The organism is Wolbachia endosymbiont (group A) of Myopa testacea, assembly GCF_964027115.1.
In the GTDB taxonomy this organism is placed as follows: Bacteria; Pseudomonadota; Alphaproteobacteria; order Rickettsiales; family Anaplasmataceae; genus Wolbachia.
The window spans coordinates 1,162,440-1,176,483 of sequence record NZ_OZ034729.1 but is presented as its reverse complement, the minus strand read 5'-3'; the positions used below and the strand labels follow the sequence as shown (position 1 = coordinate 1,176,483).

15 protein-coding genes are annotated in these 14,044 nt (G+C 34.9%); 5 read left to right on the top strand and 10 right to left on the bottom strand.

Annotated elements, in window-relative coordinates; translation table 11 throughout:
* Positions 1-60 precede the first annotated feature (60 nt).
* The 6 genes from AAGD91_RS05860 to pgsA all read right to left on the bottom strand — a co-directional run bounded on the left by AAGD91_RS05860 (position 61) and on the right by pgsA (position 5,019).
* Positions 61-906 (bottom strand): SPFH domain-containing protein, encoded by an 846-nt coding sequence (locus AAGD91_RS05860; RefSeq protein ID WP_341821524.1) that lies wholly within the window; start codon positions 904-906, stop codon positions 61-63.
* A gap of 7 nt (positions 907-913) precedes the next feature.
* A complete protein-coding gene (locus AAGD91_RS05855) occupies positions 914-1,810 on the bottom strand; it encodes a peptidoglycan DD-metalloendopeptidase family protein (protein ID WP_341821523.1) in 897 nt (298 codons plus the stop codon).
* Between the two features lie 3 nt (positions 1,811-1,813).
* A complete protein-coding gene (locus tag AAGD91_RS05850; RefSeq protein WP_341820952.1) occupies positions 1,814-2,554 on the bottom strand; it encodes a YebC/PmpR family DNA-binding transcriptional regulator in 741 nt (246 codons plus the stop codon).
* A 59-nt stretch (positions 2,555-2,613) separates the two neighbouring features.
* A complete protein-coding gene (locus AAGD91_RS05845; protein ID WP_264735694.1) occupies positions 2,614-3,321 on the bottom strand; it encodes an outer membrane protein assembly factor BamD in 708 nt (235 codons plus the stop codon).
* A gap of 60 nt (positions 3,322-3,381) precedes the next feature.
* Positions 3,382-4,368 (bottom strand): hypothetical protein, encoded by a 987-nt coding sequence (locus AAGD91_RS05840; protein ID WP_341820951.1) that lies wholly within the window; start codon positions 4,366-4,368, stop codon positions 3,382-3,384.
* 108 nt (positions 4,369-4,476) lie between these two features.
* Positions 4,477-5,019, bottom strand: coding sequence for a CDP-diacylglycerol--glycerol-3-phosphate 3-phosphatidyltransferase (gene pgsA / locus AAGD91_RS05835; RefSeq protein WP_253309177.1), 543 nt, complete (start codon positions 5,017-5,019; stop codon positions 4,477-4,479).
* A 126-nt stretch (positions 5,020-5,145) separates the two neighbouring features.
* Here pgsA and AAGD91_RS05830 point away from each other — a divergent pair, with 126 nt between their 5' ends.
* From AAGD91_RS05830 to grxD, 3 genes are all read left to right on the top strand, one after another.
* Entirely contained in the window at positions 5,146-6,468 is a 1,323-nt protein-coding gene (locus AAGD91_RS05830) for a malic enzyme-like NAD(P)-binding protein (RefSeq protein WP_341820950.1), read from the top strand.
* 78 nt (positions 6,469-6,546) lie between these two features.
* Positions 6,547-6,765: a BolA/IbaG family iron-sulfur metabolism protein gene (locus AAGD91_RS05825; RefSeq protein WP_096641415.1), complete on the top strand. Its 219-nt coding sequence runs from the start codon at positions 6,547-6,549 to the stop codon at positions 6,763-6,765.
* Between the two features lie 15 nt (positions 6,766-6,780).
* Positions 6,781-7,104, top strand: coding sequence for a Grx4 family monothiol glutaredoxin (grxD, locus tag AAGD91_RS05820; protein WP_164224629.1), 324 nt, complete (start codon positions 6,781-6,783; stop codon positions 7,102-7,104).
* A gap of 73 nt (positions 7,105-7,177) precedes the next feature.
* On the opposite strand, the gene AAGD91_RS05815 is transcribed toward grxD, so the two are convergent.
* The 3 genes from AAGD91_RS05815 to dnaG all read right to left on the bottom strand — a co-directional run bounded on the left by AAGD91_RS05815 (position 7,178) and on the right by dnaG (position 10,440).
* Positions 7,178-8,260 carry an efflux RND transporter periplasmic adaptor subunit gene (locus tag AAGD91_RS05815; RefSeq protein WP_341820949.1) on the bottom strand — a complete coding sequence of 361 codons (1,083 nt, stop codon included), beginning with the start codon at positions 8,258-8,260 and terminating at the stop codon, positions 7,178-7,180.
* 287 nt (positions 8,261-8,547) lie between these two features.
* Positions 8,548-8,673 (bottom strand): hypothetical protein, encoded by a 126-nt coding sequence (locus tag AAGD91_RS05810; protein ID WP_341820948.1) that lies wholly within the window; start codon positions 8,671-8,673, stop codon positions 8,548-8,550.
* Positions 8,674-8,691: 18 nt separating this feature from the next.
* On the bottom strand, positions 8,692-10,440 hold the full coding sequence (gene dnaG, locus AAGD91_RS05805; protein ID WP_341820947.1) for a DNA primase: 1,749 nt from the start codon (positions 10,438-10,440) through the stop codon (positions 8,692-8,694).
* 175 nt (positions 10,441-10,615) lie between these two features.
* On the opposite strand from dnaG, the gene ubiG reads away from it, so the two are divergent.
* Positions 10,616-11,785: a bifunctional 2-polyprenyl-6-hydroxyphenol methylase/3-demethylubiquinol 3-O-methyltransferase UbiG gene (gene ubiG / locus AAGD91_RS05800; protein WP_341820946.1), complete on the top strand. Its 1,170-nt coding sequence runs from the start codon at positions 10,616-10,618 to the stop codon at positions 11,783-11,785.
* A gap of 28 nt (positions 11,786-11,813) precedes the next feature.
* Here the strand turns inward: ubiG and AAGD91_RS06405 are convergent, their stop codons facing one another.
* Entirely contained in the window at positions 11,814-12,263 is a 450-nt protein-coding gene (locus AAGD91_RS06405; protein WP_410541914.1) for a TrbC/VirB2 family protein, read from the bottom strand.
* 165 nt (positions 12,264-12,428) lie between these two features.
* Between AAGD91_RS06405 and metG the strand changes: the two genes are divergently transcribed.
* Positions 12,429-14,018: a methionine--tRNA ligase gene (gene metG, locus AAGD91_RS05790; protein WP_341820945.1), complete on the top strand. Its 1,590-nt coding sequence runs from the start codon at positions 12,429-12,431 to the stop codon at positions 14,016-14,018.
* Positions 14,019-14,044 lie beyond the last annotated feature (26 nt).

The following is a 14,044-nucleotide window of genomic DNA, read 5'->3' as shown; positions in this document are numbered from 1 at the left end:
AGTCTATTAATCAAGAAATTAATAGTGACTTGCATTCATGAAACCCAATCGGCTTCTATGCTAATTATTATCCAAACTAATCGTCGGTTGTGCATCTTGCTCAGAGATTAGGGCAACCAACAAATTATTTATCAATTGAACCTTTTGCTTGCCATCTAATTGTAAGCTTTTATTTTTTTCAAAATGAGCTATTACTTCCTCGACAATTCCTATTGCATTTTGCACTATATGCCTTCTTGCCGAAGTGATAGCATGTGCTTGTTGACGCCTTAACATTGCTTGTGCAATCTCGGACGAATACGCCAAATGCGATATTCTTGCTTCTGTAATCTCAATTCCTGCAATATCTAATCTTTGTTGTAACATTGACCGCAATTCATCTGAAATTTTATCAGAATTTTTACGTAAAGATTCCTCATCGCTTTCGCTATCATACGGATAATTGCTTGCTAATTCTCTTATTACTGAGTCACTTTGTACAAAAACAAATTCGTGATAGTTGTTAACATTATAATACGCCTTTGCAGGGCTGTTTACTCTCCAAACAATTACTGCAGAAATCTCTATTGGACTTCCATTTGCATCATTCACTTTTATTTTTTCTGTGTTGATATTTTGAAATTTTAGGGAAACTATATATTTGCTTGAAAAGGGAAGCGTTACACATATTCCAGACTTAAAATAAGTTCCAATATAATAACCAAAAAACTCTATCACTCTTGCTTCATTAGGGTCATTAATAAAAAATCCTTGAAGAAAAGTCAAAATTGAAACAGCAGCAACTCCAAGCGCAATTGTGCTGTCATATGCCAAAAAAAGCAGCGATAAAATTAATCCTAGCACTATTAGTACAGGAAAAAACCGGAGTTGACTTAAATTTCTATCGTTTATCGTATTCTTATCCATATTGTCTTTAAACTTCTTTTTCACTTGAACCCTCTCTGTTGATCGTTTTATTTATCTTATTTACAAATAGTTTAAACTCTCTTAATTCATGATCAGGCAATTTTACTTCAGTTTTATGCGCTATCATAAGCGGATCGATGTGTTTGCCGTTATATATAACTTCGTAATGTAAATGGGTTCCTGTTGCAACACCAGTGCTACCAACATAGGCGATGACCTGCCCCTGCTTTACTTTAGAGCCTAACTTTATATCGCCACTAAATCTACTTATATGCGCATAACAGGTTGAATATTCATTTTTGTGTTTTATTTTGATGTAATTTCCATAGCCACCATTCTTTCCTATATATTCTACCACACCCTCTGCAGCAGCGTATATGGGAGTGCCAAGCTTAGCTGCATAATCCACTCCTTTGTGAAAAGCAATTTTACCGCGAACAGGATGCTTTCTATTGCCAAATTTTGAGGATATGCGATAATCTCCATTTAAAGGATTTGCAAAAATTTCGCCATTTTTTAAGCTTATTCCTTCTTTATTAAAATACCTTTCTTTGCCGTCTTGCGATTTATAATGATATAAACTAATAGCTTTCTTGTTTATTGTCAGTGAAGCATATAAAATCTTTTCTTCAGTCTTCTGATTACTGAGCGATCTCTCAAAAAGAACCTCCAATTTACTCTTCGGCACAATGTCTTTTTTAAAATCAACACCAAAATCTTTATATATGTTGATCAATTTTACCACTGTATTTGGCGCCAACCCTTGCTCAATTCCCGTGGCAAAAAAAGAAGATTTTATGGTGCTGGATATTAAAAAAGCCTCTTTACTGTTATCTGGAGTCTTAAGGGCGTGTATATTAAATATTGGTAAAATATAAAGCAGTATAAATATAATCAGCTTCATCATTTAAACAGCATCAACAAAAGTAAAATTACCTTCAACATACTGTACATCATTATTATCTTCTAATTCTTCAACCAATGTGGATAATTTAGCGATCAACTCTTTATCGCTAATTTCAACTAGATCCTTTGGTTGCCACGAAAGACGAGCAAGTTCTGGTTCTCCGAATTTTGCATAAAAGGCATCGCGTACTTTACCAAAATCTTTTATTTCACAAGTTATAACGTGTAATCCTTCTTTGTCATTTTCCTCAACATTCAATACTTCTAACTCGATCCCATAATTAAATAAATCATCAAAATTCACACCCTCTGCTTTATAGACGATTAAACCTACATGATCGAAAAGGTAACTAACACTTCCTGTTTCTCCCAAGTTTCCACCCTTGCGAGAAAATATATAACGTACCTCAGAAGCAGTACGGTTGCGGTTATTAGTCAAGGCATGGACAATAAGTGCAGTGCCAGAAGGCCCATGACCTTCATATTGGATTTCCTCATAATTTTCTCCAGCAACGTTACCAGTTGCATTTTTTATTGCTGTTTCTATTTTATCTTTTGGTAGATTTTCCTTGCGTGCAGCAAATATAGCAGAGCGAAGGCGCGGGTTGAGTTCGGGATCGGGTAGCCCTTGCTTTGCAGCAACTGTTATTTCTCTAATCAGCTTCGTAAATTTTTGAGAGCGCTGTGCATCCTGAGTGCCTTTCCGATGTTTTATATTTGAAAATTGTGAATGACCAGCCATATTCAAATAGTTAAAAACCTAATTATATATCAAAGCATAGAAAAAACTAAAGCAAATTTTCAAGCCTCCGGCTTGGCATCTTGCAGGTTTTCTGCTAATAACATACTTTCATACTGCTCAGCTTCTAAGTCAAGACCAAGAGCTGAATGGGCTGCTATTAAATAGTTAATAGACTTAGAAAAATATTTAGAATCCTTATAGCTTGCTATATTCTGGAAACGCTTAATTGCTGCTAAATATTCACCACGCCTCAGGTAAAATTTACCGATAGAATACTCTTTTATTGATATATGTTCTGTGATTAATTTTGCTTTTTCCTTGATTTCATCTATATATTCGCTGTCTGGGAAAAGGTTAATGTACTCTGTAGCCAGCTCTAAAGTTTTATATGCAGTTTGCTGTCCAAGTTGCACTTTATTAATTTGCATGTAACAAGATAATACTCTTAAGTAGTATACATATGGTAAATCTTCACCATTTGAATAAACATATATATAATCATCCATATCACTTGCAGCACTGCTATAGTTACCCATGTTATAATGAGACACACCAGATAATAATTTTGCTTTCCTTGCCCAATAAGAGAAAGGGTACAAATCTTCTATCTTTTGAAATGCCCTAATAGCTTGTTTATATTTTTTCTGGTCAAAAAGTTCAACTGCTTCCTCATATAGTTCAGCTTCAGTTTTTTCAAGATCATCCGCATACGATTGTGTAAAGGAGCAAATTAGGAAAATAAAGCACGTGATTAAAGTCTTATACATAAGATTTTTTTCGATCAAAATAAAGTATAGACCTAAATATTACTTAAATAAATAAATTTCTTAGGCAATAGCCGGCCCTTCCTCTTTATAACTACGGTCAGAACTACCTGCATTCCTCGATTTACCTTGTCCTTCCACTTTTGGATCTTTCAGCGTTTTGCTGTAGGAATGTGTAGTTAATATCTGTACAACCATAAAAAGTGCAATACCTATCAAGCCTAAAGTAGGCCCAACAGAAGGATTTAAGGACGATGCTAATGCCATTAACATTATCCTTCTTATTAAAAATATAGAAGAACCAGCAAGCGCCAATCCGGCTACAGACATATTGCTAGTTTTCTTGCTAGATTTTTCATCAAGATTAGATTTTTCTGTTTCCTTTTTCTTATTTTTTTCATGCTCATCAATGTAAGAAACAAGAGTTACAAGAAAAGCAATTGCATTGGCAAGAAATAAAATTGCATCCTCTGCTGCTTCAAGTGAAGATGTTTCACCCATTATCATACCTACAATAATCAGTGCAGTTGGTATAGCCTCAATATAGATCAAACACTGACCTATATCAGAAATATTGTGCTCTTTTTCCTTTACTTCCTCTCCATTTTCAATATTCTCCAACTCTCGTTCTTTTTGTGCTATTTTCCTATTATTGTAAATTAAATATAGCGTACAAATAAGAGATAGGACCATAGAAGGTAATATAGTGTGGCTTAGCGCGCCACTTATCACGCCAAGTAATACCTGATCGCTACATGTTTTTTCCAGTTCAATCGCCATCAGCAATGCAAATGGGACCATTATTGCCAATGATACACATTGTCTATATAGCTCTCTTTTTTTTAGTGTTAATAGCTCTTGTTCTAGCTTCTTCTTTTTTTCTGCTTCTCCTACTTTTAGCATTAATAACTCCTGTTCGAGTTTCTTCTTTTTTCCCGCTTCTTCTTTTAGTGTTAATGACTCTTGTTCTGACCTTTCTTTTTTGACTTCCTTATCAACTGTCAGCCAAAAATCTCCAGGAGAAAACGTAGTCTTAGGGTTACCAGTCATATAGATCCCGTTGATTTATGAACTAATATATTATACAGGATTTTAACTATTCAGTCAATATTATAAAGATGTTAACCACTTTTGTATATTAACTGTTTCTCAAGAAATTCAGTCAACCTGTTTGATGCCGGCTAGGATATAATTATAGCCTGACCACATAGTTATAATAGCTGCAACCCATAAACAAATTGCACCTATATATTGAGTTGTGTCGTAATCGTTCATTATTAGCGCTACTACAGCAACCATCTGCAAAAATGTTTTAATTTTGCCAGCTTTGCTTACAGGTAGACTAACATTTATAGCTATAAGGAACTCCCGTAAACCCGAAACTAATATTTCCCTACAGATGATGATAATCGATGGTACTATTGTAAAATCATTTATCTTCTGCTTATAAACTAGCATAATTATCGTTGAAACCACTATTAATTTATCAGCAATTGGATCAAATAGCTTGCCAAACTTTGATTGGACTTTCCACGCACGCGCCAAGTAACCATCAAAAAAATCCGTAATGCACGCAAATACAAAGATTGATATTGTTATCAGGCCTGCATATTTATTTTCTATATAAAAACTTAATATTATTGCTGGTATTGCAAGTGCACGAGAAATTGTAAGCAAATTAGGCACGTTTTTCTTAAGCATGTAATATCATCTTACGTAATAGGTAAACTTATACAGAAGTACAACAGAGTTCACAAGCTAATAGTTTACAATTGAACATTTATAAAAACTCCATATACTTAAAAATTACAAGCTTAAAATATAAGAATGAACGATGATTTAGATAATACCACAAAACAAGAGGCACTTAAGTATCACAGTAGAGGTGGTAACCCTGGTAAAATTTCAATCATGCCAACAAAACCTTTATCTACCCAGTATGATTTGTCACTTGCTTATTCTCCTGGCGTTGCAGCTCCGTGCCTTGAAATAGCTAAAAATCCTGAGGTTGTTTATGATTATACGGCAAAAAGCAATTTTGTAGCTGTCATTTCAAATGGCACTGCAGTGCTTGGGCTTGGTAATATCGGTCCTCTTGCTGCAAAACCTGTCATGGAAGGCAAAGCTGTTTTATTTAAGCGTTTTGCTGATATTGATGCAGTTGATATAGAAGTTGGTACAGAAAATATAGAAGATTTCATCAATGCAGTAAGGTACCTTGGGCCAAGTTGGGGGGGGATAAATTTAGAGGATATAAGATCTCCCGATTGTTTTATAATAGAGAAACGTCTGAATGAACTGATGGATATTCCAGTGTTCCATGATGACCAGCATGGAACTGCAGTGGTTGTTGCAGCTGGTATAGAAAATGCTCTTGATATTGTCGGAAAGAAATTAGAGGACGTTAAGATCATTATGAATGGTGCTGGAGCAGCCGGTATTGCATGTTTAGAAATACTAAAGTCCATGGGCGCTAAAAATATAGTGCTGTGTGATAAGCAAGGAGTAATATACAAAGGTAGAAACGAGGACATGAATGAGTGGAAGGAAAAATATGCAATTGATACTTCCGAACGTTCTCTACTTGATACAATAAAAGGCGCTGATGTATTCATCGGATTATCTGCAAAAGATGTGTTAAATGAAGAGATGTTAAAGAGTATGGGCAAAGACCCAATTATTTTCGCTCTCGCCAACCCCGATCCAGAAGTAAGGCCTGAGTTTGCAAAATCTGTGAGGCCAGATGCAATAATCGCAACTGGCAGGTCAGATTACAACAATCAAGTCAACAACGTAATGGGATTTCCTTATATATTCAGAGGAGCGCTTGATGTACATGCAACAATAATAAATGATGAGATGAAAATTGCAGCTGCAGATGCAATAGCAAAGATTGCCCGTGAGCCAGTGTCTGACGAGATATCTGCAGCCTATGGCGCTCGTAAAATGAGCTATGGACGTGAATATATAATACCTACTCCATTTGACCCAAGATTAATTTCTATAGTATCTCCTGCTGTTGCAAAAGCCGCAGTTGATTCAGGTATTGCAAGAAAGGCAATACAAGATTGGAGTAAATATGAAAATCAATTGAAATCTCGCCTTGCTAGTGCACTTAACACGCTGAATCTACTGTCTTCACAATATTAGTAACCATATAATCAATAATTCAATTGCACCCAGTCATTTTAGATTTATAATGAAAGTATTGTAATTTAAAGCAAATCAATGACTATTGCAATTCACGAATTAGAAAGGATCATCAAACAATCGTTCCCCGACGCTGATATAAAGGTTCATGACCTTGCTGGAGATGATGATCATTATCATTTAAAAATAACCTCCAAGCGCTTTCTTGGAAAGACAAAAATAGAACAGCATAAAATGGTATATAAAGCTCTGGAAGGTCAGTCTATACACGCCTTGCAACTGGAAACTAATACTTAAAAATAAGGTGAATTTATGAGCAGTTTTGAACAAATAAAAAAAGATATAGCGGAAAATGATGTGGTGTTGTACATGAAAGGCACTTCTGATTTTCCTCAATGCGGATTCTCTGGACTCGTCGTGTCAATCCTAAAAAAATTGAACGTGAAGTTTAAGTATATTAACGTGTTGGAGAATGATGAAATACGTGAATCTATAAAAAAGTTTTCTGATTGGCCAACAATTCCACAATTATATATAAAGGAAGAGTTTATCGGTGGTTGCGACATCACTCGCGAGATGTACGAAAAAGGCGAACTGCAAAATTTATTGAAGGAAAAAAAAATTATTGCGGAATAAGTACCAAGAAACCAGTGCCCAGATGCTGGGATTGGTATAACGTAGTATAAGCTATGAAAAAGGATCTTATGTCTTAAACCTTATCACCAGGCTTAACAAATAGGTGGCCCAATACTATTAACTTTATGGGTTTACCTTCGTTATTTGCTACTATCCAAACCCCATCGCTCTCATGATCAACAATTTCTATTGGTACAAATATTACATAATTATTGTCATCAACAATCTTTATTCCAAGAGCACCCTCGTCACTTAAGCTCAGGGCTGAAGAAGGAACTTTATATGCAAATCTTTCGCCTGAAGGTAGTCTTACGTTGGCAGTTAGTCCCTGCAAGGATATCATTTTATTATTAATTACTTTTACCTCTACCCTATAAGACCCAGTTTTAGGCTCAGCAATTTTACTAATAAAACTTACTTCACCTGCCAATTTTTTTCCGTCCAGTAAACTAATTTGAGCTGTGCTGCCTAGCTCTATTTTATTTACTTCATTTTCCGAAACGTATAACACCACAAGAATTTGATCGAAATCAACCACGTCAGCTATTTTTTGCCCAGCATTAACAAAATCCCCTTCGTTTGCATTGATTTTATCAATATAACCATCTATAGGAGATTTGACTGCAGTATTTTCTAAATCCAATTCTAGCCTTTTTAGGTCAGCTTTTGCACTTTGTAACGCAGTAAAAGCTGCTTCTACTTGTATTTGTGCTCCATAGCCTGTTTTATTCAGTTTGTGAGAGGAATCATACTCAATTTCACGCTGCTTTAATAAAGCTTTGGCTTTCTGAGCTTGCTCAATCCTGTCATAATCTTCTATCTTTAACACTACATCATCTCTTTTTACCTTTTCACCATCAGGTAAATAAATAGCAATAATCTTACCACTTATTTTTGAGACAAGGCTAGCTCTATGTAAGGGATTTACTGTACCAGAAAAATTTAAATATATAGTGCGGTTTTGCGGCGCACATTCTTGAGTTTTTACTGAAAAGCTACTAGTTGCATTATCACTATGAACCGCCTGATCTTTTTTTAAAAATGCACTGCTGATAAAAAACAGTAGAATAAAAGCAATACTAGAAATGATGATTACTTTATTTCTCATCTTTAAACAATAGAATTTGTTGACTAATTTTGTTAGAAACAACTGCATAAATTTTCGAATCAAAAATGTAAGTATAATACATGCACCATTGTCACTCCATAAATAGTTTTATATGAGAACAAACACAAGAGTATGTCATTTTCCTACAATAAGTAAGTTTTTTATTGCTAAGATGCAATTTTTAATCAAATAAAAATGTAAAATTGCAAATAAAGTTGTACATAAGACTGGATTTTAAAAAATTTCCATAGAATGATATTATGGAAATAAGAATATAAAATTATTGTAACAAAACTCAATATATTAGCATATATTTAAATAGGGTGAGGTCAGTTTTAACGCTCCATTAAACGGATACCCAATTGTTCAACACTATCAATTTCAATTTGTAAAGTGTCCTTTATAAATTCATTAGCCTGTCCTATGTTCATTAAAACTCTATATTTATTGGAATTTGGCATAAACTTTTTATAACAGCTCTACTTTTTAATAAACTCCATTTGCATTTCTTGTATATTACTTTCTATTTGCTCTATTTGTTCTATCAACCTTTCCTCTAAGTCAAGATTACCGCTCAGCCTCGCTTCGGTTCTTTCTTTTCGTAACGCATTTAATTCTTTTAGTAACACTATATTATTCCACACAATTTCTGCAGATTTTCTCTCGTTCAGTTGGCTATTTAGTACACTAGTTTTTTCAAATACATACTTTATAACGTCAAACTGTTTCAATTCTTGTAACAAAGCCTCTTTACCAAGTTTGCTTTTGTTACTTATTACATCAATTACACGCTGTTGTAATCTTTTCATCTCATTAGTAAATTTAAAATGAGAAAATTGCTCAAAAAATATAGGACGGTTCAAGATTTCAGGAAATTCTACGGCTATATGCAAAATTATGGCCTGATTTTGCTCTGCCTCAATTAGCTCTGGAGATTTGTTATGAAGATACTCACCTTTTGTTGCTCTAGTTTTACTATTAAAAATCTGTTTTTTGAAGCTACTTCTTAGTTCACTAGCCTTATTGTAAAAATAATCTCTATAATACCTTCTAATACTGCTGTTGCTAATAGTATTTACATATTCCATGAACTTGTGCTCAAGAATTGAATATTTTTCCGGAGCAAGTTTTTCATAATTTTGAAAGTTGCTATCGATTATGTGACGCCATAAATATTCAGAATGCAGTTTTGTTGAATGGTCAAGAGCAGTCAACACGTCTTCTTTCTTGTATGCCAGTTCGTTACATATATCGTATGGATCTTTATTACTCGGCAAAGTCACAAACTTTAACGTGTATCCAGGCTCTAATATTGGCAGAGCAAGTTCTGCAACTCGGTTAGCAGCATGAAGTCCAGCACTATCGCCATCCATACAGATGGAGATTTCTTTAGCAAATCTCCATAGATTTTTTATCTGTTCTGCAGAAATTGCGGTACCAAGTGGAGCAACTGCATTACTAATTCCCGCTTGATGTAGCGCTATAGTGTCCATATATCCTTCAACAACAAATATGTGCTGTTTTTTACGTATTTCGCTTAAAGCAAAGTTTAATCCGTATAAATTCTCCCTCTTCTTGAAGAGCTGACTCTCTGGGCTATTTAAATATTTTGGCTGTTGCTCAGAACTCAGCGCACGTCCGCCAAAACCAATAACTCTTCCTGCAATGTTGTATATAGGAAATATCAGCCGGTCATAAAAATAATCATGAAAATTTTTGTTTACTAATCCAATATCAATTAAAATTTTGTCTTCAATACCTGAAGAGTTTAAATACTCTTTCAAACCAGAGCTTGGTGCATAACCTATCTTAAATTTATCTATGATTTCAGGTAAAATCTTGCGCTGCTTTAAATAATCTACAATGCCCTGATTTTTTTGTGCAAACCAATTTGCAGCTAAATCAAGCGCTAAAAATAGTTTATTGTCCCCTTTTGTAATACTAAGACTTTTGGGCAGTTCAACACCTGTAACCGATGCTAATCTTTCCAATGCTTCTTTAAAGCTTAATCCTTCAGTTTGTGAAATAAATTCAAATGCATCACCACTAGCTGAACAACCAAAACAGTAATATAACCCCTTAGTATTGCTCACCGAAAAAGATGGGGTTTTTTCGTTATGAAATGGACAGAGCCCAACAAAACTATCTCCTCTTTTTATTAGCCTGACTTTTTTACCTACTATGTCAGATAATAATAATTTTGATTTTATAATATCTATGTGATCCATCTTTTTGAATTAGTAGTAGGATAAAAATTATATAGAATTTATACACATCTGACTCGAAATTTATTTCAAGCTTTAGGACTCCCGAAAGATCAGGAGTATTAAAACGGCTTGACAGAAAGATCAAAATAAATTACCCATATAAATATCCTTAAGTTATGCAAGATCAACTTTTTATATGTCAGATATAATATCAATTTCCTCAGATCATGCTGGTTATGAATTAAAATCAGAAATAAAATCCTACCTGGAAACCCTGGGTTACACAGCGGTAGATCAAGGCTGCACTGCTAAGCAAAAGTGTGTAGATTACCCAGACTATGCTGTTAAAGTTGTAGAAGATATAACAAGCAAAAAAGCAAATTATGGGATATTAATTTGTGGTACAGGTTTGGGCATGAGTACTGTGGCAAATCGTTTTGAAGGAATCTACGCTGCTTTATGCAATAGTGTTGAGATTGCAAAATTAGCTCGCGAGCATGGCAACGCAAATGTACTGTGTCTTGGTGCAGGATTTACTGCGAGTGGATTAGCAAAAGACATAGTCAAACAATTCCTCGAAACAGAATTTTCAAAAGAAAGCAGACATAAAAAACGCCTTGATAAACTCAGCAATATAATCTCTAAGAAAAAAAAAACAAAAACTTATAACGAAGATGAAATATCAAAATTCGCTAAAATGGCAGGTGAATGGTGGGATGAGAATGGTAAATTTAAGCCATTGCACATGATGAATCCTATTAGAGTATCTTACATTATTGAGAAAATAAAAGAGTTAAAAAAATGCGATTTAAAAGAATTATCATTGCTTGATGTTGGATGCGGTGGTGGCATTTTGTCAGAATCAATGGCACGCGTTGGCATTAATGTTGTGGGAATAGATGTATGTGAAGAAAACATCAAAGTGGCACAGTCACATGCGAAAAAAGTAGGGCTTAATGTAGAATATATGCACACCAGCATTGAAGAGCTAAGCAATGACAAGAAGTACGACGTGGTTCTGCTGATGGAAGTAGTCGAGCATGTAGATAATTTAGAATTCTTTATGAGAAGAGCAATAGAATTGCTGAAACCAGAAGGGCTAATCTTTATATCCACAATAAATAGAACTATCAAATCCTTCTGTCTTGCAATAGTCGGCGCAGAGTACATATTAAATTGGCTGCCTAAGGGTACGCATAATTGGAATAAATTTCTCAAGCCGTCAGAAATTGCAAATCACTTAAGAGAAAATAATGTAACGCTGCAAAACATGGCTGGCATGGAGTACAACGTAATAAAGCGTGAGTGGAATTTAACTAAAGGTGTGGATATTAATTATATACTTTGTGGTTTGATGAGTGGTTAGATTTAACTCTATAAAAGCACCATTTTCACTACCAATACTTTGAAGGATCTAGACCAGGTTTCTTACAGTTGCCCTTACTAGTGATCACCCAGCCATTAGAACAACATCCTTGAACCCCGTTTCTCGAAGGGCCACAACGATCACGACCTATGTATTCATATCCAGGAGCAGCAACACACTTTCCATTATTCAATGTTTGTCTCTTATCAAGACAACAAACTTCTTTTTCTGTTACCTTTGTTACAATTTGAGGAGCACCAAAAAACACAGCAACAAACATACCCAGTGCGAAAAGTGCAGGCCAAGGCATTTTGCCAAATATTGCAAGCAAGCTTGAACCAATTATTACCACTGTAATCATTGGTCCACCTATTCCATGAACGTAACCTATTACATTACACATTACATCTGTTGCTCCATCAGCGTGTGCATCAAATGCATAGAAAACTATAAATAGAATTACAAGAAAATTTCCCACTGTTCTTTCAATAATCTTTATTTCATACCTGATTGTTTCTTATTTTAATAAAATTTCAGTAAATAGCTTTTTTCAAAAATTATGCTTAACCCAATCAATATTTATTTATTACTGCCTTTTTAATACTATAATTAACTCAGTTGATTTTTATCAAAATGCTAAACCATGGATCGATTTGAGAACTTTTACATCACCACGCCAATATATTACGTAAACGATAAGCCGCATATCGGTCATGTATACACTTCTCTCTTGTGTGACGTGGTGGCAAGGTTCATGAAACTAGCTGGGAAAAATGTCAAATTTACCACCGGTACAGATGAACATGGACAAAAAATAGAAAAAGCAGCTAAAGCAAAGGAAATGCAGCCAAAAGAATTTACAGATGAAGTGAGTGTTTCATTTAAAGAATTAGCTAAGTTCATGAATTTTGAGTATGACGATTTTATTCGCACTACGGAGGAACGTCATGAAAAAGCAGTGGTAGCTTTATGGAATAGGCTTGAAGAGAGAGGACAAATATATTTGGATTCCTATTCGGGTTGGTATTCAGTTCGTGATGAAGCATTTTATCAGGAATCAGAGCTGATAGATGGCAAAGCACCAACAGGTGCTGAGGTTGAATGGGTAAAAGAAGAGAGCTACTTTTTTCGTTTGTCGAATTGGCAGGATAAATTACTAGAACTATATGAAAATCAGCCAAATTTTATCTTTCCTGAGAGCAGAAAAAATGAAGTGGTATCATTTGTAAGATCAGGGCTCATTGACCTCTCAATCTCTCGCACTAGTTTTAACTGGGGAATAAAAGTACCAGGTAATGACAAACACGTAATCTATGTCTGGATAGATGCATTAACCAATTATCTTACATCAATAGGTTTCCCTACTACTGAAGGTGAAGAATATAAGAAGTTTTGGGCAGAACCAGAAATACAGATTCCAGTGTCAAGCACTGCAAACCTAGCTGACAACTCTTTCAACGTTCATGTAATCGGCAAAGACATATTGCGCTTTCATGCTGTGTATTGGCCAGCGATTCTCCTTGCAGCAGATTTGCCACTGCCAAAACAAATTGCAGTTCATGGTTGGTGGCTAAACGAAGGAGAAAAAATATCCAAGTCCCTTGGTAATGTCATAGATCCAATTGGCCTCGCTCAAGAGTTTGGTGTTGATCAACTACGCTATTTTCTCCTTCGAGAAGCAAGTTTTGGCCAGGGTGGCAACTTTAGTAAGAAAAACATGATCAGCCGTATAAACTCAGAACTTGCAAACAATATAGGCAATTTAGTACAAAGAACAATTTCATTTTTACACAAGCAATGTTCTGGAATTGTACCAACAATTGATCAAAGCCTACTTAAAGGTGAAGAAAGTCTTCCAGGTTGCAAAGCTATACTCGATCAGGTAATGAATTACCTATCAAAGTATGAGTTTAACCAGATTATACTTCTAATTATCAACATCTCTTCTGAAGCCAATGCTTATATAGACAAAAATGCACCCTGGATATTAAGCAAAACTGATAGAGAACGCATGAATTTAGTAATCTACAAATTACTAGAATATATCAGGATAATTGGCATTTTATTGCAGCCAATCGTTCCCAAGTCAGCAGAAATGATACTTAATCAACTACAAATTCCAAAAGAGCAACGAGATTTAAAATCTCTGTACAATGCATGCGTAAGTTCAGGCATTACACTACCTAAACCTACGCCGTTCTTTTCGAAGTTTGATGTTAAAGTGGAGAAATAGTTTTTACACTATTTCTCCTGGATGAG